The organism is Siccibacter colletis, assembly GCF_025914095.1.
Lineage (GTDB): Bacteria > Pseudomonadota > Gammaproteobacteria > Enterobacterales > Enterobacteriaceae > Siccibacter > Siccibacter colletis.
This window is the reverse complement of sequence record NZ_CP074352.1, coordinates 3,740,704-3,761,649: the sequence shown is the minus strand read 5'-3', so window position 1 is coordinate 3,761,649 and position 20,946 is coordinate 3,740,704. Positions and strand designations below refer to the sequence as shown.

Below are 20,946 nucleotides of genomic sequence, written 5' to 3'. Positions count from 1 at the left end.
ATGGATCTCGCGGCACTTCGCACACAGCAACTCGAACTGGCTTCCCGCATTGTCCGGGAAGATGACCTGATTACCACCACGCCGTCGATTATCGCGGGTGCGGACGTCGGGTTTGAGCAGGGTGGAGAAGTGACGCGGGCAGCCATTGTGCTGCTGAGCTACCCTTCGCTTGAGCTTATCGAGTATCAGGTGGCGCGCATTGCCACCACTATGCCGTACATCCCCGGTTTTCTGTCGTTTCGTGAATATCCTGCGCTGCTCGCGGCGTGGGATATGCTGTCGCAGAAGCCAGAGCTGCTGTTCGTTGATGGCCACGGGATCTCCCATCCGCGCCGCCTCGGCGTTGCCAGCCACTTCGGTATGCTGGTGGATGTCCCGACCATTGGGGTGGCGAAAAAGCGCCTGTGCGGTAAGTTTGAACCGCTCTCTGATGAACCGGGTGCGGTGGCGCCGCTGATGGATAAAGGCGAGCAGCTGGCCTGGGTCTGGCGCAGCAAGCAGCGTTGTAATCCGCTGTTCGTCTCGACCGGGCATCGGGTCAGCATTGATACCGCGCTGGCGTGGGTGCAGCGCTGCACCAAAGGCTATCGGCTGCCTGAGCCGACCCGCTGGGCAGATGCCGTCGCCTCGGGGCGTCCGGCGTTTCGACGTTGGCAGGAAATCCCCCGATAGTTGCGGTACACTGCCGCACATTACCGGTTCATGAGACGCCACTATGCTACAAAATCCCATTCATCTGCGCCTTGCGAAGCTTGAAGCCTGGCAGCACACCACCTTTATGGCTTCGCTGTGCGAGCGGATGTATCCCAACTACGCGATGTTCTGCCAGCAGACGGGCTTCGGCGATGCTGCGCTGTACCGCCGCGTGCTCGATCTGATCTGGGAAACGCTGACGGTGAAAGACGCGAAAATCAACTTCGACAGCCAGCTTGAGAAGCTCGAAGAAGCGATCCCGTCCGCTGACGACTACGACATTTACGGCGTCTATCCGGCCATCGACGCCTGCGTGGCGCTCAGCGAGCTGGTGCATTCACGCTTAAGCGGCGAGACGCTGGAGCATGCGATAGAGGTCAGCAAAACTTCGATCACCACCGTGGCGATGCTCGAAATGACTCAAGCCGGACGGGAAATGACCGATGATGAACTGAAGCTTAACCCTGCGGTTGAGCAGGAATGGGACATTCAGTGGGAAATTCACCGTCTGCTGGCGGATTGCGAAGAACGCGATATTGAGCTGATAAAAGGCCTGCGCGCAGACCTGCGTGAGGCGGGCGAGAGTAATATCGGTATAAATTTGCAGCAATGAGTCAATAAAACGTGACTTACCACCTGTTTTGTCACACTCGAAGGCTTCCATTGTGACCCCCGTCTGGTCTACATTTGTGGGGCGAATAAAAGTGGCTATCGGTGCGTGTATGCAGGAGAGTGCTAATCAGGCATTTCCGTCGCACTCGATGCTTAGCAAGCGATAAACACATTGTAAGGATAACTTATGAACAAGACTCAACTGATTGATGTAATTGCGGACAAGGCTGACCTGTCTAAAGCGCAAGCGAAAGCTGCTCTGGAATCCACTCTGGCTGCAATTACTGAGTCTCTGAAAGAAGGCGATGCTGTACAACTGGTTGGTTTCGGTACCTTCAAAGTGAACCACCGCGCTGAGCGTACTGGCCGCAACCCGCAGACCGGTAAAGAAATCAAAATCGCCGCAGCTAACGTGCCGGCATTTGTTTCTGGTAAAGCACTGAAAGACGCTGTTAAGTAAGACACCGTGGCAGTGAAAAGTTTTAACGAAGGGGCGATAGCGCCCCTTTTGTTTGCCTGTCGTTCAGGGCTGGTGCTGGCAGCGTCTGTCCTGCTGGCGGCCTGTAGCCACGACAACACGCCGCCGCCGTTCACCGCCAGCGGCTATGTGGCCGATGACGGCGCGGTGCGGCTGTGGCGTAAAGATGCCGGCGACGGCGCGATTCGCCTGCTTTCAGTATTCAGCCCGTGGCGCAGCGGCGCTACCGTGACCCGCGAGTATCGCTGGCAGGGCGACAACCTCAGCCTGATTGAACTCAACACCTACAGCACCCCGCCGGAACATGTCCGCATTCGTTTTGACGATCGCGGCGCGCTGAGCTTCATGCAGCGCGAACGCGACGGGCAAAAGCAGCAGCTGTCCAACGATGAGATTGCGCTTTACCGCTATCACGCCGATCGCATCCGGGCGACCAGCGATGCGCTGCGTACCGGCCGCGTCGTGCTACGCCAGGGGCGCTGGAACGCGGATCGCACCATCACCACCTGTGAAGGCAAAACCGAAACCCCGGAGCTGGACGAGCTGGCGCTGCGGCGCATCAATGACAGGCAGCAGCATTCGTCGCTGGCGGTGAGCGTGGCATGGCTGGAGGCACCGGAAGGGGCGCAGCTGTTGCTGGTTGCCAACAGCGACTTCTGTCACTGGCAGCCAAAAGCGGAAGCGTTCTGAAGGTGAAAAACGCCCCCTTCGGATGAAGAGGGCGGTAAGCGATTACTTCTGCTGTTCGCGGGCGATGGCGCGGTAGCCGATATCACGGCGGCAGAAGCTGCCGTCCCAGTGGATATCCGTCATCAGCGCATAGGCGCGCTGCTGCGCTTCGGCCACGGTGTCGCCCAGCGCGGTGACGCACAGCACGCGTCCGCCGCTGGTCAGCACGCGGTCGTCTGCAGAAAGCGTCGTCCCGGCGTGGAACACTTTGCCATGTTCAACGGCTTCCAGCGGCAGACCGTGGATCTGATCCCCGGTGCGGTAATCTGCCGGATAACCGCCCGCAGCCAGTACCACGCCCAGCGAAGCGCGCGCATCCCACTCTGAAGTTTTCTCATTCAGCTTGCCTTCGCAGGCAGCCAGACAAAGATCCACCAGATCCGACTTCATGCGCAGCATGATCGGCTGGGTTTCCGGATCCCCGAAGCGGCAGTTGAATTCGATCACTTTCGGGTTGCCCTGCTTGTCGATCATCAGGCCCGCATACAGGAAGCCGGTATAGGTGTTGCCTTCCTGCGCCATGCCGCGCACGGTCGGCCCGATGATACGCTCCATGGTGCGCTGGTGGACTACATCGGTAACCACCGGGGCGGGGGAGTATGCCCCCATGCCGCCGGTGTTCGGGCCGGTATCGCCGTCGCCGACGCGCTTGTGATCCTGGCTGGTGGCCATCGGCAGGATATGCTCGCCATCCACCATGACGATAAAGCTCGCCTCTTCGCCGTCGAGGAACTCTTCCACTACGATACGATGGCCCGCATCGCCAAAGGCGTTACCGGCCAGCATGTCATTGATAGCAGCCTCTGCCTCTTCCAGCGTCATCGCGACAATCACGCCTTTGCCTGCGGCCAGCCCGTCGGCTTTGATGACGATCGGCGCGCCTTTCTCACGTACATAGCTGAGCGCCGGTTCTACCTCAGTAAAGTTCTGGTATTCCGCCGTCGGGATGTTGTGACGCGCCAGGAAATCTTTGGTAAAGGCTTTAGAACCTTCCAGCTGGGCGGCACCCTGAGTTGGGCCGAAGATGGTCAGACCCGCTTCACGGAAGGCATCCACCACGCCAATCACCAGCGGGGCTTCCGGGCCAACGATCGTCAGGCCGATGTTTTCAGTTTGCGCGAAGTGCAGCAGCGCCGGAATGTCGGTGGCGCTGATGGCGACGTTCTGCAGGGTCGGCTCCAGCGCTGTGCCCGCATTGCCCGGTGCCACGAAGACGGTTTCAACATCCGGGGACTGGGCTGCTTTCCACGCCAGGGCGTGCTCGCGCCCGCCATTACCAATCACTAATACTTTCATTGTCTGCTCCGGGAATTAATGGCGGAAGTGGCGCATGTCGGTGAAGATCATCGCGATGCCGTGTTCATCGGCGGCAGCAATCACTTCATCATCGCGAATCGAACCGCCCGGCTGGATCACGCAGGTGATACCTACCGCCGCAGCGGCGTCGATGCCATCGCGGAACGGGAAGAAGGCGTCAGAGGCCATTGCAGAGCCTTTCACTTCCAGGCCTTCATCACCTGCTTTAATACCCGCAATTTTCGCAGAGTAAACGCGGCTCATCTGGCCTGCGCCGATACCGATGGTCATATTGCCTTTGGCATAGACGATAGCGTTGGATTTCACGAACTTCGCCACTTTCCAGCAGAACAGCGCATCGCGCAGCTCCTGCTCGCTCGGCTGACGGCGGGTGACGACGCGCAGATCGGCTTCGCTCACCATACCCAGATCGCGATCCTGAACCAGCAGGCCGCCGTTGACGCGTTTGAAGTCCAGGCCCGGCACGCGTTCTGCCCACTGACCGCAAACCAGCACGCGCACGTTCTGTTTCGCTGCGGTGATTTTCAGCGCTTCTTCTGATGCGGACGGCGCGATAATTACTTCCACGAACTGGCGAGAGATGATCGCCTGCGCGGTCTCAGCATCCAGCTCGCGGTTAAAGGCGATGATGCCACCGAACGCCGAGGTTGGGTCGGTTTTGTAAGCGCGGTCATACGCGTCGAGAACAGAGGTGCTGACAGCCACGCCGCACGGGTTGGCGTGCTTGACGATAACGCAGGCCGGCTCGCTGAACTCTTTCACGCACTCAAGCGCCGCGTCGGTATCGGCGATGTTGTTATAGGACAGCGCCTTACCCTGAACCTGCTGTGCAGTCGCAACGGACGCTTCGCGGATCTCTTCTTCTATATAGAAAGCGGCGTGCTGGTGGCTGTTCTCACCGTAGCGCATATCCTGCTTCTTGATGAAGTTCAGGTTGAGCGTACGCGGGAAGCGGCCGGAAGGCTGGGCGGTGTCGCCGTGATAGGCCGGCACCAGGCTGCCGAAGTAGTTAGCAATCATGCTGTCGTAGGCGGCAGTGTGTTCAAACGCTTTAATGGCGAGATCGAAACGGGTATCGAGCGTCAGGGAGCCGCTGTTGGCGTCCAGCTCATTGATGATGGCGCTGTAGTCACTGCTCTTGACTACGATGGCCACGTCTTTGTGGTTCTTCGCCGCGGAGCGCACCATGGTTGGGCCGCCGATATCGATATTCTCTACCGCGTCTTCCAGTGAGCAACCATCGCGGGCTACGGTCTGCGCGAACGGATACAGGTTCACAACCACCATGTCGATAGGGGAGATGGCGTGCTGCGCCATAATCTCATCATCCTGCCCGCGACGACCAAGAATGCCGCCGTGCACTTTTGGATGCAGGGTTTTCACGCGTCCATCCATCATTTCCGGGAAGCCGGTGTAGTCAGAGACTTCGGTGACCGGCAGGCCAGCGTCAGCCAGCAGGCGCGCAGTACCGCCGGTAGAGAGCAGTTCCACGCCGCGCTGGGAAAGCGCCTGAGCGAATTCGACGATACCGGCTTTGTCAGACACGCTGAGCAGCGCGCGGCGTACAGGACGAGGTTGTTGCATAGTAAAAATCCCCTGGATTGGATCGATCGCCCTCATTATTCACACCGACTCGCCGGTTAACGCGTTATCGCTTCTTATATAGAGCATAAGTCGGAATAAACGGCGTAACTCGCCTGCCAGCATGAATGATTCGGGTTTCGTAGAGCGTTAGCTGAATGCGAAAGTAATAATTTCACCTCAGAACTCAGCTAACACCCCAGTCGGGGCATCCGTTTCATGGCGCAGCATTGTAACGAAAACGTTTGCGCAACGCTCGCGAATTTTTGAGCTTTGACAGGATTGTGGATAAGTCTGTGCGTAAAAGGGTATAAGGCGGGGTTTTGCTGGGGAATGCAGCAGTCAGTCATTTTTATGTCATTTTCCTGTTGCGGCGTTAAGAGAACTCCCTATAATGCGCCTCCATCGACACGGCGCTAACGAATCACTTCGCAGCGTCGGGTCTGAAGAGAAAAGCTCAAATAGAGCTTGACTCTGAAAGAGGAAAGCGTAATATACGCCACCTCGCGACAGCAGGCTGTAAGCCGCGTCGCAACTGCTCTTTAACAATTTATCAGACAATCTGTGTGGGCACTCGGGGCACTGATATCTTTCACGTCGCAAGACGAAAAAGCATTATCAAGTCTCAAGAGTGAACACGTAATTCATTACGAAGTTTAATTCTTTGAGCATCAAACTTTAAATTGAAGAGTTTGATCATGGCTCAGATTGAACGCTGGCGGCAGGCCTAACACATGCAAGTCGAACGGTAACAGGAAGCAGCTTGCTGCTTTGCTGACGAGTGGCGGACGGGTGAGTAATGTCTGGGGATCTGCCTGATGGAGGGGGATAACTACTGGAAACGGTAGCTAATACCGCATAACGTCGCAAGACCAAAGAGGGGGACCTTCGGGCCTCTTGCCATCAGATGAACCCAGATGGGATTAGCTAGTAGGTGGGGTAACGGCTCACCTAGGCGACGATCCCTAGCTGGTCTGAGAGGATGACCAGCCACACTGGAACTGAGACACGGTCCAGACTCCTACGGGAGGCAGCAGTGGGGAATATTGCACAATGGGCGCAAGCCTGATGCAGCCATGCCGCGTGTATGAAGAAGGCCTTCGGGTTGTAAAGTACTTTCAGCGAGGAGGAAGGTGGTGAGCTTAATACGCTCATCAATTGACGTTACTCGCAGAAGAAGCACCGGCTAACTCCGTGCCAGCAGCCGCGGTAATACGGAGGGTGCAAGCGTTAATCGGAATTACTGGGCGTAAAGCGCACGCAGGCGGTCTGTCAAGTCGGATGTGAAATCCCCGGGCTCAACCTGGGAACTGCATCCGAAACTGGCAGGCTTGAGTCTCGTAGAGGGGGGTAGAATTCCAGGTGTAGCGGTGAAATGCGTAGAGATCTGGAGGAATACCGGTGGCGAAGGCGGCCCCCTGGACGAAGACTGACGCTCAGGTGCGAAAGCGTGGGGAGCAAACAGGATTAGATACCCTGGTAGTCCACGCCGTAAACGATGTCGACTTGGAGGTTGTGCCCTTGAGGCGTGGCTTCCGGAGCTAACGCGTTAAGTCGACCGCCTGGGGAGTACGGCCGCAAGGTTAAAACTCAAATGAATTGACGGGGGCCCGCACAAGCGGTGGAGCATGTGGTTTAATTCGATGCAACGCGAAGAACCTTACCTGGCCTTGACATCCAGAGAACTTAGCAGAGATGCTTTGGTGCCTTCGGGAACTCTGAGACAGGTGCTGCATGGCTGTCGTCAGCTCGTGTTGTGAAATGTTGGGTTAAGTCCCGCAACGAGCGCAACCCTTATCCTTTGTTGCCAGCGATTCGGTCGGGAACTCAAAGGAGACTGCCGGTGATAAACCGGAGGAAGGTGGGGATGACGTCAAGTCATCATGGCCCTTACGGCCAGGGCTACACACGTGCTACAATGGCGTATACAAAGAGAAGCGACCTCGCGAGAGCAAGCGGACCTCATAAAGTACGTCGTAGTCCGGATTGGAGTCTGCAACTCGACTCCATGAAGTCGGAATCGCTAGTAATCGTGGATCAGAATGCCACGGTGAATACGTTCCCGGGCCTTGTACACACCGCCCGTCACACCATGGGAGTGGGTTGCAAAAGAAGTAGGTAGCTTAACCTTCGGGAGGGCGCTTACCACTTTGTGATTCATGACTGGGGTGAAGTCGTAACAAGGTAACCGTAGGGGAACCTGCGGTTGGATCACCTCCTTACCTTAAAAGATACAACTCCGCAGTGCTCACACAGATTGTCTGATGAAAAGTAACGAGCAAGACGGCTACGAAGTCGTGACACTCCGTGTCCCCTTCGTCTAGCGGTTAGGACTCCGCCCTTTCACGGCGGCAACAGGGGTTCGAATCCCCTAGGGGACGCCACTTGCTGGCTGTGGGTGAAAGACACAACCAACCGATATCTCAAAACTGACTTTCAAGTCACGTTTGAGATATTTGCTCTTTAACAATCCGGAACAAGCTGAAAATTGAAACGACACACTGTTTCTGTTCTCCGTAAACAAGAACAGAAAAAGGTGTGTTCGAGTCTCTCAAATGCTTACAGCACGACGATGAATCGAAAGAAACATCTTCGGGTTGTGAGGTTAAGCGACTAAGCGTACACGGTGGATGCCCTGGCAGTCAGAGGCGATGAAGGACGTGCTAATCTGCGAAAAGCGTCGGTAAGGTGATATGAACCGTTATAACCGACGATGTCCGAATGGGGAAACCCAGTGCAATTCGTTGCACTATCATGTCATGAATACATAGTGACATGAGGCGAACCGGGGGAACTGAAACATCTAAGTACCCCGAGGAAAAGAAATCAACCGAGATTCCCCCAGTAGCGGCGAGCGAACGGGGAGCAGCCCAGAGCCTGAATCAGTTTGTGTGTTAGTGGAAGCGTCTGGAAAGTCGCAGGGTACAGGGTGATACTCCCGTACACAAAAACACACTTGCTGTGAGCTCGATGAGTAGGGCGGGACACGTGGTATCCTGTCTGAATATGGGGGGACCATCCTCCAAGGCTAAATACTCCTGACTGACCGATAGTGAACCAGTACCGTGAGGGAAAGGCGAAAAGAACCCCGGCGAGGGGAGTGAAACAGAACCTGAAACCGTGTACGTACAAGCAGTGGGAGCACCTTTGTGGTGTGACTGCGTACCTTTTGTATAATGGGTCAGCGACTTATATTCTGTAGCAAGGTTAACCGTATAGGGGAGCCGAAGGGAAACCGAGTCTTAATTGGGCGTTAAGTTGCAGGGTATAGACCCGAAACCCGGTGATCTAGCCATGGGCAGGTTGAAGGTTGGGTAACACTAACTGGAGGACCGAACCGACTAATGTTGAAAAATTAGCGGATGACTTGTGGCTGGGGGTGAAAGGCCAATCAAACCGGGAGATAGCTGGTTCTCCCCGAAAGCTATTTAGGTAGCGCCTCGTGAACTCATCTCCGGGGGTAGAGCACTGTTTCGGCTAGGGGGCCATCCCGGCTTACCAACCCGATGCAAACTACGAATACCGGAGAATGTTATCACGGGAGACACACGGCGGGTGCTAACGTCCGTCGTGAAGAGGGAAACAACCCAGACCGCCAGCTAAGGTCCCAAAGTCATGGTTAAGTGGGAAACGATGTGGGAAGGCACAGACAGCCAGGATGTTGGCTTAGAAGCAGCCATCATTTAAAGAAAGCGTAATAGCTCACTGGTCGAGTCGGCCTGCGCGGAAGATGTAACGGGGCTAAACCATGCACCGAAGCTGCGGCAGCGACACTATGTGTTGTTGGGTAGGGGAGCGTTCTGTAAGCCGTTGAAGGTGGACTGTGAGGTCTGCTGGAGGTATCAGAAGTGCGAATGCTGACATAAGTAACGATAAAGCGGGTGAAAAGCCCGCTCGCCGGAAGACCAAGGGTTCCTGTCCAACGTTAATCGGGGCAGGGTGAGTCGACCCCTAAGGCGAGGCCGAAAGGCGTAGTCGATGGGAAACAGGTTAATATTCCTGTACTCGGTGTTACTGCGAAGGGGGGACGGAGAAGGCTATGTTGGCCGGGCGACGGTTGTCCCGGTTTAAGCGTGTAGGTGTGTGCTCCAGGCAAATCCGGTGCACTTTAACACTGAGGCGTGATGACGAGGCACTACGGTGCTGAAGCAACAAATGCCCTGCTTCCAGGAAAAGCCTCTAAGCATCAGGTAACATCAAATCGTACCCCAAACCGACACAGGTGGTCAGGTAGAGAATACCAAGGCGCTTGAGAGAACTCGGGTGAAGGAACTAGGCAAAATGGTGCCGTAACTTCGGGAGAAGGCACGCTGGTGCGTAGGTGAAGCGACTTGCTCGCGGAGCTGAAACCAGTCGAAGATACCAGCTGGCTGCAACTGTTTATTAAAAACACAGCACTGTGCAAACACGAAAGTGGACGTATACGGTGTGACGCCTGCCCGGTGCCGGAAGGTTAATTGATGGGGTTATCCGTAAGGAGAAGCTCTTGATCGAAGCCCCGGTAAACGGCGGCCGTAACTATAACGGTCCTAAGGTAGCGAAATTCCTTGTCGGGTAAGTTCCGACCTGCACGAATGGCGTAATGATGGCCAGGCTGTCTCCACCCGAGACTCAGTGAAATTGAAATCGCTGTGAAGATGCAGTGTACCCGCGGCAAGACGGAAAGACCCCGTGAACCTTTACTATAGCTTGACACTGAACATTGAGCCTTGATGTGTAGGATAGGTGGGAGGCTTTGAAGCGTGGACGCCAGTCTGCGTGGAGCCAACCTTGAAATACCACCCTTTAATGTTTGATGTTCTAACCTGGCGCCGTGATCCGGCGTGGGGACAGTGTCTGGTGGGTAGTTTGACTGGGGCGGTCTCCTCCTAAAGCGTAACGGAGGAGCACGAAGGTTAGCTAATCCTGGTCGGACATCAGGAGGTTAGTGCAAAGGCATAAGCTAGCTTGACTGCGAGAGTGACGGCTCGAGCAGGTGCGAAAGCAGGTCTTAGTGATCCGGTGGTTCTGAATGGAAGGGCCATCGCTCAACGGATAAAAGGTACTCCGGGGATAACAGGCTGATACCGCCCAAGAGTTCATATCGACGGCGGTGTTTGGCACCTCGATGTCGGCTCATCACATCCTGGGGCTGAAGTAGGTCCCAAGGGTATGGCTGTTCGCCATTTAAAGTGGTACGCGAGCTGGGTTTAGAACGTCGTGAGACAGTTCGGTCCCTATCTGCCGTGGGCGCTGGAGAATTGAGGGGGGTTGCTCCTAGTACGAGAGGACCGGAGTGAACGCATCACTGGTGTTCGGGTTGTCATGCCAATGGCACTGCCCGGTAGCTAAATGCGGAAGAGATAAGTGCTGAAAGCATCTAAGCACGAAACTTGCCCCGAGATGAGTTCTCCCTGACCCTTTAAGGGTCCTGAAGGAACGTTGAAGACGACGACGTTGATAGGCCGGGTGTGTAAGCGCAGCGATGCGTTGAGCTAACCGGTACTAATGAACCGTGAGGCTTAACCTTACAACGCCGAAGCTGTTTTGGTGTTGTGTTTGAGAGATTTTCAGCTTGAGACGGATTACGCTTATGGCCGCGAGGCGGTAAGCGAACAGAATTTGCCTGGCGGCTGTAGCGCGGTGGTCCCACCTGACCCCATGCCGAACTCAGAAGTGAAACGCCGTAGCGCCGATGGTAGTGTGGGGTCTCCCCATGCGAGAGTAGGGAACTGCCAGGCATCAAATTAACATACCTGACCAGAACTTCAGGGCAGTTCACTACTCGACAGAGAGTAGGACAAAAGCGAAGCTTTTGAACGTTGCGCAGCAACGGCCCGAAGGGTGAATCGCACAGCGATTCATAAACTGCCAGGTATCAAATTAAAGCACCCTCAGCGAAAGCTGAGGGTTTTTTGCTTTTGTATTCCTGAGAACGTCCCGGCAGGTCGTCTGCCCGTACCATCCCTGATTGTCATCCAGGCTTCTGCCACCGCCGGCAGCTGCAGGATCAACCCTGTTGCATATCAGTCCATACCATCACAACACCGGCTGCCACCACATCCCTGCGCAGGGCCGCGCCGCCGGGCGCGGATGTGAGCGTTGCACCACTCCGCAGGGAAGCGGGTGCACTACCCGTAAACGACCCGGTGGCAGACTGAAAATCCTCCAGCACACGTTAAACGGTTAAAAGGCTTTACACCTCCCTGAAGCCTGCCGCCTTCAGCACCCTGTACCTTGAAACTTTCTCACCTTCCGCTTGCAGACTCGACATTCAGGCCGTTTCTGGTTAATGTTGGGCATCTGGATGTCTAAACGTTTAAACGTATGATTTGAGGAAAAAGGTTATGCCAATAAGGGTGCCTGATGAGTTACCTGCCGTAAATTTCCTGCGTGAGGAAAATGTCTTTGTTATGACGCATTCCCGCGCCAGTAATCAGGAGATCCGACCGCTTAAGGTGCTCATCCTCAATCTGATGCCAAAGAAAATCGAGACGGAAAATCAGTTCCTGCGCCTGCTGTCGAACTCCGCTCTGCAGCTCGATATTCAGCTGCTGCGTATCGATAGCCGTGAATCACGTAATACGCCGGCGGAACATCTCAATAACTTCTACTGTAATTTTGAAGATATTCAGAATGACAATTTCGATGGGCTGATCGTTACCGGTGCGCCGCTTGGTCTGGTTGAATTTAATGACGTTGCTTACTGGCCGCAGATCAAACAGGTGCTGGAATGGGCAAAAGATCACGTTACCTCCACGCTATTCGTCTGCTGGGCCGTACAGGCCGCGTTAAATATCCTCTACGGTATCCCCAAGCAGACCCGCAGCGAGAAGCTTTCCGGTGTCTATGAGCATTTCATCACCCATCCACACGCGCTGCTGACCCGTGGTTTTGATGATTCCTTCCTGGCTCCGCATTCGCGCTATGCTGATTTCCCGGCGGCGCTGATCCGCGATTACACCGATCTTGAGATTCTGGCTGAATCACAGGATGGCGACGCCTACCTGTTTGCCAGCAAAGATAAACGTATCGCCTTTGTCACCGGGCATCCGGAATATGATGCCAATACCCTCGCTGGAGAGTATTTCCGCGACGTAGAAGCCGGCATCAATCCCTCTGTGCCGTACAACTACTTCCCGGGCGACGATCCACAGCAGAAGCCGCGCGCAACGTGGCGCAGCCACGGTAACCTGTTGTTTACTAACTGGCTAAATTACTACGTTTACCAGATCACGCCGTTCGATCTGCGCCACATGAATCCCACGCTGGATTGATCCTCTCCTTACGAATCAGGCACCTTCGGGTGCCTTTTTTGTTTTCAAAATCTCCTCTCAATGTTGTCACAACTTTAATCGCTTATTAAATAAAGACTTAAAGCGATTCAATCAATAAAATGGAAATTGTTTTTGATTTTGCAAATGGATTAAGTAGATTTAATGGTGCTGAACGAATATTGCGCAAAGGATCGTGCCCACGATTAGCCGCGTAAAACAGGATCAATCAGGAGGAGAAGCATTATGTCGCAACAGGCTACAACCACTGAGTTAAGTTTTATCCAGCGCTTTGGCGCGCAGGAGCAGCAGATCCTGACGCCAGACGCCATCGCGTTTCTCACTGAACTGGTGTCGCGCTTTACGCCGCAGCGCAATATGCTTCTGGCTGCGCGCGTACACCAGCAGGCACAGATTGATGCCGGCACGCTGCCTGATTTTATTTCGGAAACCGCTTCCATAAGAGAAAGCGACTGGAAAATTCGGGGCATACCGGACGACCTGCTCGATCGCCGCGTTGAGATCACCGGTCCGGTGGAGCGCAAGATGGTGATCAATGCGCTGAACGCGAACGTGAAAGTATTTATGGCCGACTTCGAAGACTCGCTGTCGCCGGCGTGGAGCAAACTGATCGAGGGCCAGATCAACCTGCGCGATGCCGTGAATGGCACCATCACCTGGACCAATGAAGCCGGTAAAATCTATCAGCTCAAACCCAACCCTGCGGTGCTGGTATGCCGCGTGCGCGGTCTGCATCTGCCGGAAAAGCACGTCACCTGGCGTGAGGAACCAATCCCGGGCAGCCTGTTCGATTTTGCACTCTACTTTTTCCACAACCATCAGCAGCTACTCGCCAAAGGCAGCGGCCCCTATTTTTATCTGCCGAAAACCCAGTCCTGGCAGGAGGCCGCCTGGTGGAGCGAAGTATTCAGCTTTACCGAAGATCGCTTTGGCCTGGCGCGCGGCACAATTAAAGCCACGCTGTTGATTGAAACCCTGCCAGCGGTGTTCCAGATGGACGAGATCCTGCATGCGCTGCGCGACCACATCGTCGGCCTCAATTGCGGGCGCTGGGATTACATCTTCAGCTATATCAAGACGCTGAAAAATCACGGCGATCGGGTTTTACCAGACCGTCAGGTCGTTACCATGGATAAACCTTTCCTGAGCGCCTATTCCCGGCTGCTCATCAAAACCTGTCACCGCCGTGGGGCGTTTGCGATGGGCGGCATGGCGGCATTTATCCCCAGCAAAGACGCGGAGCGTAACAGCTGGGTGCTGAACAAGGTAAAAGCGGATAAATCGCTGGAAGCGCAGAACGGCCACGACGGTACCTGGATTGCGCATCCGGGGCTCGCCGACACCGCGATGGCGATATTCGACCAGGCGCTGGGCGAACATAAAAATCAGCTGCACGTCACCCGTGAAGAAGATGCCCCGATTACCGCAGCCGAATTGCTGGCACCGTGCGACGGCGAGCGCAGCGAAGAGGGAATGCGCGCCAATATCCGCGTCGCGGTGCAGTACATCGAAGCCTGGATCTCGGGCAACGGCTGCGTACCTATCTATGGCCTGATGGAGGACGCCGCCACGGCGGAAATTTCGCGCACCTCGATCTGGCAGTGGATCCATCACCACAAAACCCTGAACGACGGCACGCCGGTCACCAACGCGCTGTTCCGCCAGTGGCTGGATGAAGAGATGATGGTGATCCGCGAAGAGCTGGGCGAGCACCGTTTCAGCAACGGTCGCTTCAATGAAGCGGCCAGGCTGATGGAGCAGATCACCACCTCCGATACGCTGATCGACTTCCTCACCCTGCCGGGCTACCGCTGGCTGGCCTGAATTACCCGGTAAAGACGCCCGCGGTCAGAGTGAAAACTGATGTCGTCTGCGGTCTGACGGTTTGCATCCTTAACGCCTGACACAGGCACGATAAGAACGGAGCATCTGCCATGACACTTTCACGTACCCAACAAATCGAACAGCTGGAACAGGAATGGAAGCAGGCGCGCTGGCAGGGGATTGTTCGTCCCTACAGCGCAGAAGAGGTGATAAAGCTGCGCGGCTCGGTCAATCCGGCCTGCACTCTGGCCCAGCGTGGCGCGGAGAAACTCTGGCGCTTGCTGAACGGCGAGTCGAAGAAGGGCTATATCAATAGCCTGGGCGCGCTCACCGGCGGGCAGGCGCTGCAGCAGGCGAAGGCGGGGATTGAAGCCATCTATCTCTCCGGCTGGCAGGTGGCCGCAGACGCTAACCTCGCCGCCAGCATGTATCCGGATCAGTCGCTCTATCCGGCGAACTCAGTGCCTGCGGTGGTCGATCGGATCAACAACACTTTCCGACGGGCGGATCAGATCCAGTGGGCGTCCGGGATCGAGCCGGGCGATCGGGGCTATACCGATTATTTTCTGCCGATCGTCGCCGATGCCGAAGCCGGATTCGGCGGTGTGCTTAACGCGTTCGAGCTGATGAAATCGATGATCGAAGCCGGGGCGGCGGGGGTCCACTTTGAGGATCAACTGGCCTCGGTGAAAAAGTGCGGCCATATGGGCGGCAAAGTGCTGGTGCCTACCCAGGAAGCGATCCAGAAGCTGGTCGCCGCCCGGCTGGCAGCCGACGTGATGGGCGTACCGACGCTGCTGATTGCCCGCACCGACGCCGATGCTGCGGATCTCATTACTTCCGATTGCGACGACTACGACCGCGAATTTATTGTCGGCGAGCGCACCTCTGAAGGTTTCTATCGTACTCATGCTGGCATTGAGCAGGCCATCAGCCGCGGACTGGCTTACGCCCCCTATGCCGACCTGGTGTGGTGCGAAACTTCCACCCCGGACCTCGACCAGGCGCGCCGTTTTGCCGAGGCTATTCATGCCCGCTTCCCCGGCAAACTGCTGGCCTACAACTGCTCGCCGTCGTTCAACTGGAAGAAAAAGCTCGACGACGACACCATCGCGCGTTTCCAGGATGCGCTGTCGGCGATGGGTTACAAGTACCAGTTCATTACCCTCGCCGGTATTCACAGCATGTGGTTCAACATGTTCGACCTGGCGCACGCTTACGCGCAGGGCGAGGGCATGAAGCACTATGTGGAGAAAGTGCAGCAGCCTGAATTTGCTGCCGGAAAGGATGGCTACACCTTCGTGTCGCACCAGCAGGAGGTGGGGACGGGCTACTTTGACCATGTCACCACCATTATCCAGGGCGGCGCGTCGTCGGTGACTGCGCTCACCGGTTCGACCGAAGAGCAGCAGTTCTAGCGGCGCGCACGGCGGGCAAGCGTCAGCGTTACCCGCCGTGTTTTCGGTTATCTCTCGGTTGCATCACCTTTCCCTCAGGAGCCTGCCTGTGACACGCGGACTGGAACTGTTGATTGCGCAGACCATACTGCAGGGCTTCGACGCCCAGTATGGCCGTTTTCTCGAAGTGACTGCCGGAGCGCAGCAGCGCTTCGAACAGGCGGACTGGCACGCCGTGCAGCAGGCGATGAAAAGCCGCATCCATCTCTACGATCACCACGTTGGTCTGGTGGTGGAGCAGGTCAGGTGCATCATGGCAGGCAAACGCACCGACGCCACTTTTTTACTGCGGGTAAAAGCGCAGTACACCGATCTGCTGCCGGGCTATCCGCGTTTTGAAATTGCCGAAAGCTTTTTTAACTCCGTCTACTGTCGGCTGTTCGACCACCGCGCGCTCTCCCCCGAGCGCCTGTTTATTTTCAGCTCGCAGTCCCCGCAGCGCTTTCGCAATCCGCCGCGTCCGTTGAGCAAAACCTTTCAACCGGACCGGGGTTGGGAGAAGGTGCTTACTACCTTACTGCGGGATCTGCCGCTGCGCCTGCCGTGGCAGGATCTGGCGCGCGACGTGAGCTATATTACCGCGCACCTGGCGGAGAGCCTCGGTCAGGAGATGATGAGTAAGGCCTCGCTGGAGATGGTAAACGAGCTGTTCTGGCGCAACAAAGCCGCCTGGCTGGTGGCGAAGCTGATCCTGCCGGGCGGAACGCTACCGTTTCTGCTGCCGATCCACCGAAGCGATGACGGCACGCTGTTTATCGATACCTGCCTCACGCGCCATGCCGAAGCGAGCATCGTTTTTGGCTTCGCGCGCAGCTATTTCATGGTGTACGCCCCGCTGCCGGGCGCGCTGGTGGAGTGGCTGCGGGAGATCCTGCCGGGGAAAACCACGGCGGAACTCTATATGGCAATTGGCTGCCAGAAACACGGCAAAACCGAAAGCTATCGCGAATATCTGCACTACATCACCGCCACCGATGAGCAGTTTGTCGAAGCGCCCGGCATTCGCGGCATGGTGATGCTGGTGTTCACGCTGCCCGGCTTTGACCGGGTATTTAAGGTGATCAAAGACCGCTTCGCACCGCAAAAAGAGATGAGCGCGGCCCACGTCCGGGCCTGCTATCAGCTGGTAAAGGAGCACGACCGCGTTGGCCGTATGGCGGACACCCAGGAGTTTGAAAATTTCGTGCTGGAGAAGCGGCACATCAGCCCGTCGCTGATGGCGTTGTTGCAGGCTGAAGTGGCGGAGAAGATCACCGATCTGGGAGATCGCATCAGCCTCAGCCATCTCTATATTGAACGCCGCATGGTGCCGTTGAATATCTGGTTTGAACAGGTCAGCGGCGCTCAGCTACGCAACGCGGTGGAGGAGTACGGAAATGCCATCCGTCAGCTGGCGGCGGCCAATATCTTTCCCGGCGATATGCTGTTTAAAAACTTCGGCGTCACGCGCCACGGCCGGGTGGTGTTCTACGACTACGATGAGATCTGCTACATGACGGAAGTGAACTTCCGCGATATTCCGCCCGCGCGCTACCCGGAAGACGAACTGAGCGCCGAGCCCTGGTACAGCGTGGCGCCCGGCGATGTGTTTCCTGAGGAGTTCCGCCACTGGCTGTGTGCCGATCCACGTATCGGGCCGCTGTTTGAAGAGATGCACGCCGACCTGTTCCGCGCCGCCTGGTGGCGCGAGCTGCAGGCGCGCATTCGCAGCGGCCACGTGGAGGACGTCTATGCGTACCGTAGACGCCAGCGGTTCAGCGTGCGCTACGGTCAGCGCCGGCAGGCGGGGTAGCCTCAGGTAAAGTAGTAGCGAACGACGTGGAAAAAGACCGGCGCGGCAAAGCACAGGGAATCAATACGATCCATCATGCCGCCGTGGCCTTCCAGCATCGCGCCAAAATCTTTTACGCCGCGATCGCGTTTGATGGCAGACATGCACAGCCCGCCGGCAAAGCCCAGCAGCGTAATCAGCAGCGAGATAAAGAACGCCTGGAGCGGGTTAAAGGGCGTGATCCACCACAGCCCGGCGCCTACCAGGCTGGCAGTGAAAATGCCGCCGATGAACCCCTCTACCGTCTTGTTCGGGCTGAGCTTTGGCACGATGGCGCGCTTACCCCACAGCTTGCCGAACACATACTGCAGCACGTCGGAGATCTGCACCACAATCATCATGAACAGAATAAGTTTGATGTTCTGGCCTGCGTAACCGGGGATGTCGAGCATCAACAGGGCGGGCGCATGACTGACGCAGTAGATCGCCATCATCAGGCTCCACTGGATTTTGGCGCTGCGCTCCAGGAAATGCTGTGTATCGCCCGCCAGCGCGACGCGTACCGGGATAAACAGGAACGCGTACACCGGAATGAAGATCACGAATACCCCGTACCAGTCGAAACCAACAAGGAAATACTGCACCGGCAGAATGGCGAAGAAGCACCAGAACAGCGCCTCGTGGTCCCCGCGCCGGGTCGGCATCAGGGTTATGCACTCCCGCAGCGCGAAAAACGACATCAGGGCGAACAGCACCACGGAACCTATAGGGCCGATCAGCATGGCGATGACCGACACGGTACACATCAGCCACCAGGCGCGGATGCGGGCGTTGAGGTTGGCGATAGTGGCGTTCTTGTAGCGGCGCGACAGGGCGAAACCAATGATGCTCGCCACGGCTAACACGCCAAACAGGCCCATCAGCAGCAGACTGAGAGCAGGATCCATATTAATCATTCGCAAGCGCCTCCAGCGCTGTTTTTGCCCGTGCTAAAAAGTCCTGTTTCGATTCATCCCCGTCCGGGGTGTCTATCGGCGCGCCAAAGGTGGCGGTACAGATAATCGGCACCACCAGACGCGAGCCTTTCGGCAGTACCCGGTTCATATTTTCCAGCCATACCGGCACCAGCTGCGCCTCCGGCATACGGCGTGCCAGGTGGTACAGCCCGCTTTTGAACGTAGCTACCCCATCCCCGTCACCCCGGGTACCTTCCGGGAAGATGATCAGCGACTCGCCTTTCTCCAGCGCGTCTGCCAGCGCGGCCAGCGGATCGCGCGGCGCGGCAGACTCGCTCGCGTCCGGCGCGTCAGCGGCCTGGCGACGGCGTTCGACCAGCACGGCATTAAACACCCGCGAGGCAAGGTAGCGGCGCAGCGGCGTTTTTTGCCAGTAGTCCGCTGCCGCCACCGGATGAACCTGGTTACGCAGCGCGCGCGGCAGGCTGGCCCAGATCACCAGCCCGTCCAGATGGCTGCTGTGATTGGCGTAGTAGATAGTGGGGCGGTCTTTTTGCGGCACCTGATGCCAGAACGACTTTACGCCAGTCAACAGGCGGCACAGGGTGACCAGAAAGGATTGCACAAGGGTTTTATCCAGCGAGAAACGGCTCATCCGGCTTCTCCCTGACGCAAGCGGGCTAACACATCCCGGGTGCGGAGCAGCGCGGTCAGCGCAGAGCCTGCGGCAATAATGGCGAGCGTTGCCAGCAGGATCGGCTCGCCCCACTGCGGCACAACGGCAGCGAGTACCGCGGCCCCGGTCAACAGCGCCATACGGTGCTGCTTCGCCATCGGGCCGGTGAAACGCTGCGCCAGTCCGCAGGTGCCGCCCAGCAGGCGAACATAGGCGGTAAAGATGGCAAAGAAAGCGGCGGCCCAGGCCAGCTCCACGCCATACGCCACCTGCGTCAGGCCATAGCCCGCGCCGAGAAACAGCAGCGTATCGGAGAGGCGGTCGGGCAGCTCGTTAAATACGGCACCCGCCGGGCTGCGCATGCCGCCTTCCACGGCGACCATGCCGTCGAGCAGATTGCAGATCAGGCGGCCCTGAATGCCCACCGCCGCGACCAGCAGCGCGCCGCGTTGCAGCAGGCTGTTGTCGAGATGCCAGGCGCAGAGAAAACAGAGTGCAGAAATTGCAGCGCAGACGATGCTGAAGAGAGAGATGCCGTTCGGCGTGCATCCCTTATGCCGTAAAAACGCAGCGGCAGACACCGCCCACTGCGCATCGCGCGTCTTTACCGGACGGCGATCGTGAATATCCTTTTCCATTTAAGTCATTAACCAGGTTGGTAAAATTTGGGCACCCAGTATAAAACCAATCAGGAATTAACGCACTCCACCATATTTTAGTGTGACCTCTTTTGCCGCTTTGATTACCAGCGCCCCCAGCTCGGTCACGCGATCGTCGGTAATGCGTGAAATCGGGCCGGAGATGGAGATGGCGGCAAACGGCTCGTGATGTTCGTCGTAGATGCAGGCCGCCACGCAGCGCAGGCCGAGAGCATGCTCCTCGTCATCAAATGAATAGCCGCGTTTGCGGGTCTGGGCGAGATCGTCTTTCAGGTGCAGCGGGGAAACCAGCGTCGCCGGGGTATAGGCGTGCAGCCCTTTACGGTGCAGCAGCCCGGTGACCTGCTCCTCGCTGAGCTGCGACAGAAAGGCTTTTCCCGCCCCGGAGGCATGCATGGGCAGCTTGCCGCCGATTGGCGCGGACATGCGCATCAGCTGGGTGCACTGCACCTGGTCGATGATAATCGCCTGATGATCGCTCTGGTCGAGCACCGCCAGGTTTACCGTCTCCCCTGACTCTTCCATCAGCTTACGCAGCACCGGGTGGACAATCGCCAGCAGATTACGGCTCTGCAGGAAGCTGCTGCCAATGATGAACGCGTGCGCGCCGATGGACCAGTGGCCCAGATCGCCGATCTGATGCACAAAGCCGAGCTGTTGCATGGTGGTGAGCAGGCGGTGCGTGGTGGAGTTCGGCAGGCCAGCCTGCTGCGCCAGCTCGGTCAGGGCGACGCTGCCCTGGGATTCCGCGATCCACTCCAGCAGCTTCAGGCCACGGGTCAGGGACTGCACCTGCCCGGTAGCGGGCGCTGGCGCGGCGGCGACGGCAGTGCGGGGCTTTTTACCGCGCTTAGCGGGAACGGGCGCAACCATGACGGACTCCTTTTCTGTATCGTGGAAATCATTTTCGTTTCATCTG

At 57.0% G+C, this 20,946-nt stretch carries 14 protein-coding genes, 1 tRNA gene and 3 rRNA genes; 12 read left to right on the top strand and 6 right to left on the bottom strand.

Annotation, left to right across the window (positions count from 1 at the left end; translation table 11 throughout):
* From nfi to KFZ77_RS17950, 4 genes are all read left to right on the top strand, one after another.
* The gene (gene nfi / locus KFZ77_RS17965) at positions 1–672 is read left to right on the top strand and encodes a deoxyribonuclease V (protein ID WP_031522802.1); all 672 of its coding nucleotides are present in this window, start codon (positions 1–3) and stop codon (positions 670–672) included.
* A gap of 43 nt (positions 673–715) precedes the next feature.
* Positions 716–1,306, top strand: a complete 591-nt coding sequence (locus KFZ77_RS17960) for a YjaG family protein (protein WP_031522803.1) — start codon at positions 716–718, stop codon at positions 1,304–1,306.
* A gap of 186 nt (positions 1,307–1,492) precedes the next feature.
* Positions 1,493–1,765 (top strand): nucleoid-associated protein HU-alpha, encoded by a 273-nt coding sequence (gene hupA, locus KFZ77_RS17955; protein WP_002884342.1) that lies wholly within the window; start codon positions 1,493–1,495, stop codon positions 1,763–1,765.
* A 12-nt stretch (positions 1,766–1,777) separates the two neighbouring features.
* Positions 1,778–2,473: a DUF1481 domain-containing protein gene (locus tag KFZ77_RS17950; protein WP_264386214.1), complete on the top strand. Its 696-nt coding sequence runs from the start codon at positions 1,778–1,780 to the stop codon at positions 2,471–2,473.
* A gap of 42 nt (positions 2,474–2,515) precedes the next feature.
* Here KFZ77_RS17950 and purD read toward each other — a convergent pair whose 3' ends face one another.
* Together purD and purH are read right to left on the bottom strand one after the other, a co-directional pair.
* The gene (purD, locus tag KFZ77_RS17945) at positions 2,516–3,808 is read right to left on the bottom strand and encodes a phosphoribosylamine--glycine ligase (RefSeq protein WP_031522813.1); all 1,293 of its coding nucleotides are present in this window, start codon (positions 3,806–3,808) and stop codon (positions 2,516–2,518) included.
* Positions 3,809–3,823: 15 nt separating this feature from the next.
* Positions 3,824–5,413 (bottom strand): bifunctional phosphoribosylaminoimidazolecarboxamide formyltransferase/IMP cyclohydrolase, encoded by a 1,590-nt coding sequence (gene purH, locus KFZ77_RS17940; RefSeq protein WP_264384969.1) that lies wholly within the window; start codon positions 5,411–5,413, stop codon positions 3,824–3,826.
* A 677-nt stretch (positions 5,414–6,090) separates the two neighbouring features.
* On the opposite strand from purH, the gene KFZ77_RS17935 reads away from it, so the two are divergent.
* From KFZ77_RS17935 to aceK, 8 genes are all read left to right on the top strand, one after another.
* Positions 6,091–7,632: ribosomal RNA gene (locus tag KFZ77_RS17935) — 16S ribosomal RNA — on the top strand.
* An 87-nt stretch (positions 7,633–7,719) separates the two neighbouring features.
* Positions 7,720–7,794 (top strand) — tRNA-Glu (locus KFZ77_RS17930).
* A gap of 219 nt (positions 7,795–8,013) precedes the next feature.
* Positions 8,014–10,919, top strand: a 23S ribosomal RNA gene (locus KFZ77_RS17925).
* Between the two features lie 95 nt (positions 10,920–11,014).
* A 5S ribosomal RNA gene (rrf, locus tag KFZ77_RS17920) occupies positions 11,015–11,130 on the top strand.
* Together the 16S, 23S and 5S rRNA genes with 1 tRNA gene alongside form the textbook arrangement of a ribosomal RNA operon.
* A gap of 606 nt (positions 11,131–11,736) precedes the next feature.
* Positions 11,737–12,666, top strand: a complete 930-nt coding sequence (metA, locus tag KFZ77_RS17915) for a homoserine O-acetyltransferase MetA (protein ID WP_264384968.1) — start codon at positions 11,737–11,739, stop codon at positions 12,664–12,666.
* Positions 12,667–12,909: 243 nt separating this feature from the next.
* On the top strand, positions 12,910–14,508 hold the full coding sequence (aceB, locus tag KFZ77_RS17910) for a malate synthase A (RefSeq protein ID WP_264384967.1): 1,599 nt from the start codon (positions 12,910–12,912) through the stop codon (positions 14,506–14,508).
* A gap of 110 nt (positions 14,509–14,618) precedes the next feature.
* Positions 14,619–15,926 (top strand): isocitrate lyase, encoded by a 1,308-nt coding sequence (gene aceA, locus KFZ77_RS17905; RefSeq protein WP_264384966.1) that lies wholly within the window; start codon positions 14,619–14,621, stop codon positions 15,924–15,926.
* 88 nt (positions 15,927–16,014) lie between these two features.
* Positions 16,015–17,757, top strand: a complete 1,743-nt coding sequence (gene aceK, locus KFZ77_RS17900) for a bifunctional isocitrate dehydrogenase kinase/phosphatase (protein ID WP_264384965.1) — start codon at positions 16,015–16,017, stop codon at positions 17,755–17,757.
* A gap of 2 nt (positions 17,758–17,759) precedes the next feature.
* On the opposite strand, the gene KFZ77_RS17895 is transcribed toward aceK, so the two are convergent.
* The 4 genes from KFZ77_RS17895 to iclR are packed head-to-tail and all read right to left on the bottom strand — an operon-like array spanning position 17,760 to position 20,900.
* On the bottom strand, positions 17,760–18,692 hold the full coding sequence (locus tag KFZ77_RS17895; RefSeq protein WP_031521334.1) for a phosphatidate cytidylyltransferase: 933 nt from the start codon (positions 18,690–18,692) through the stop codon (positions 17,760–17,762).
* The gene (locus tag KFZ77_RS17890) at positions 18,685–19,347 is read right to left on the bottom strand and encodes a lysophospholipid acyltransferase family protein (protein ID WP_264384964.1); all 663 of its coding nucleotides are present in this window, start codon (positions 19,345–19,347) and stop codon (positions 18,685–18,687) included. The genes KFZ77_RS17895 and KFZ77_RS17890 overlap by 8 nt, the downstream gene beginning before the upstream one ends.
* Positions 19,344–20,006, bottom strand: a complete 663-nt coding sequence (locus KFZ77_RS17885) for a CDP-alcohol phosphatidyltransferase family protein (protein WP_264384963.1) — start codon at positions 20,004–20,006, stop codon at positions 19,344–19,346. Before KFZ77_RS17885 ends, KFZ77_RS17890 begins: the two co-directional genes overlap by 4 nt.
* 57 nt (positions 20,007–20,063) lie before the next feature.
* Positions 20,064–20,900, bottom strand: coding sequence for a glyoxylate bypass operon transcriptional repressor IclR (gene iclR, locus KFZ77_RS17880; RefSeq protein WP_264384962.1), 837 nt, complete (start codon positions 20,898–20,900; stop codon positions 20,064–20,066).
* Positions 20,901–20,946 lie beyond the last annotated feature (46 nt).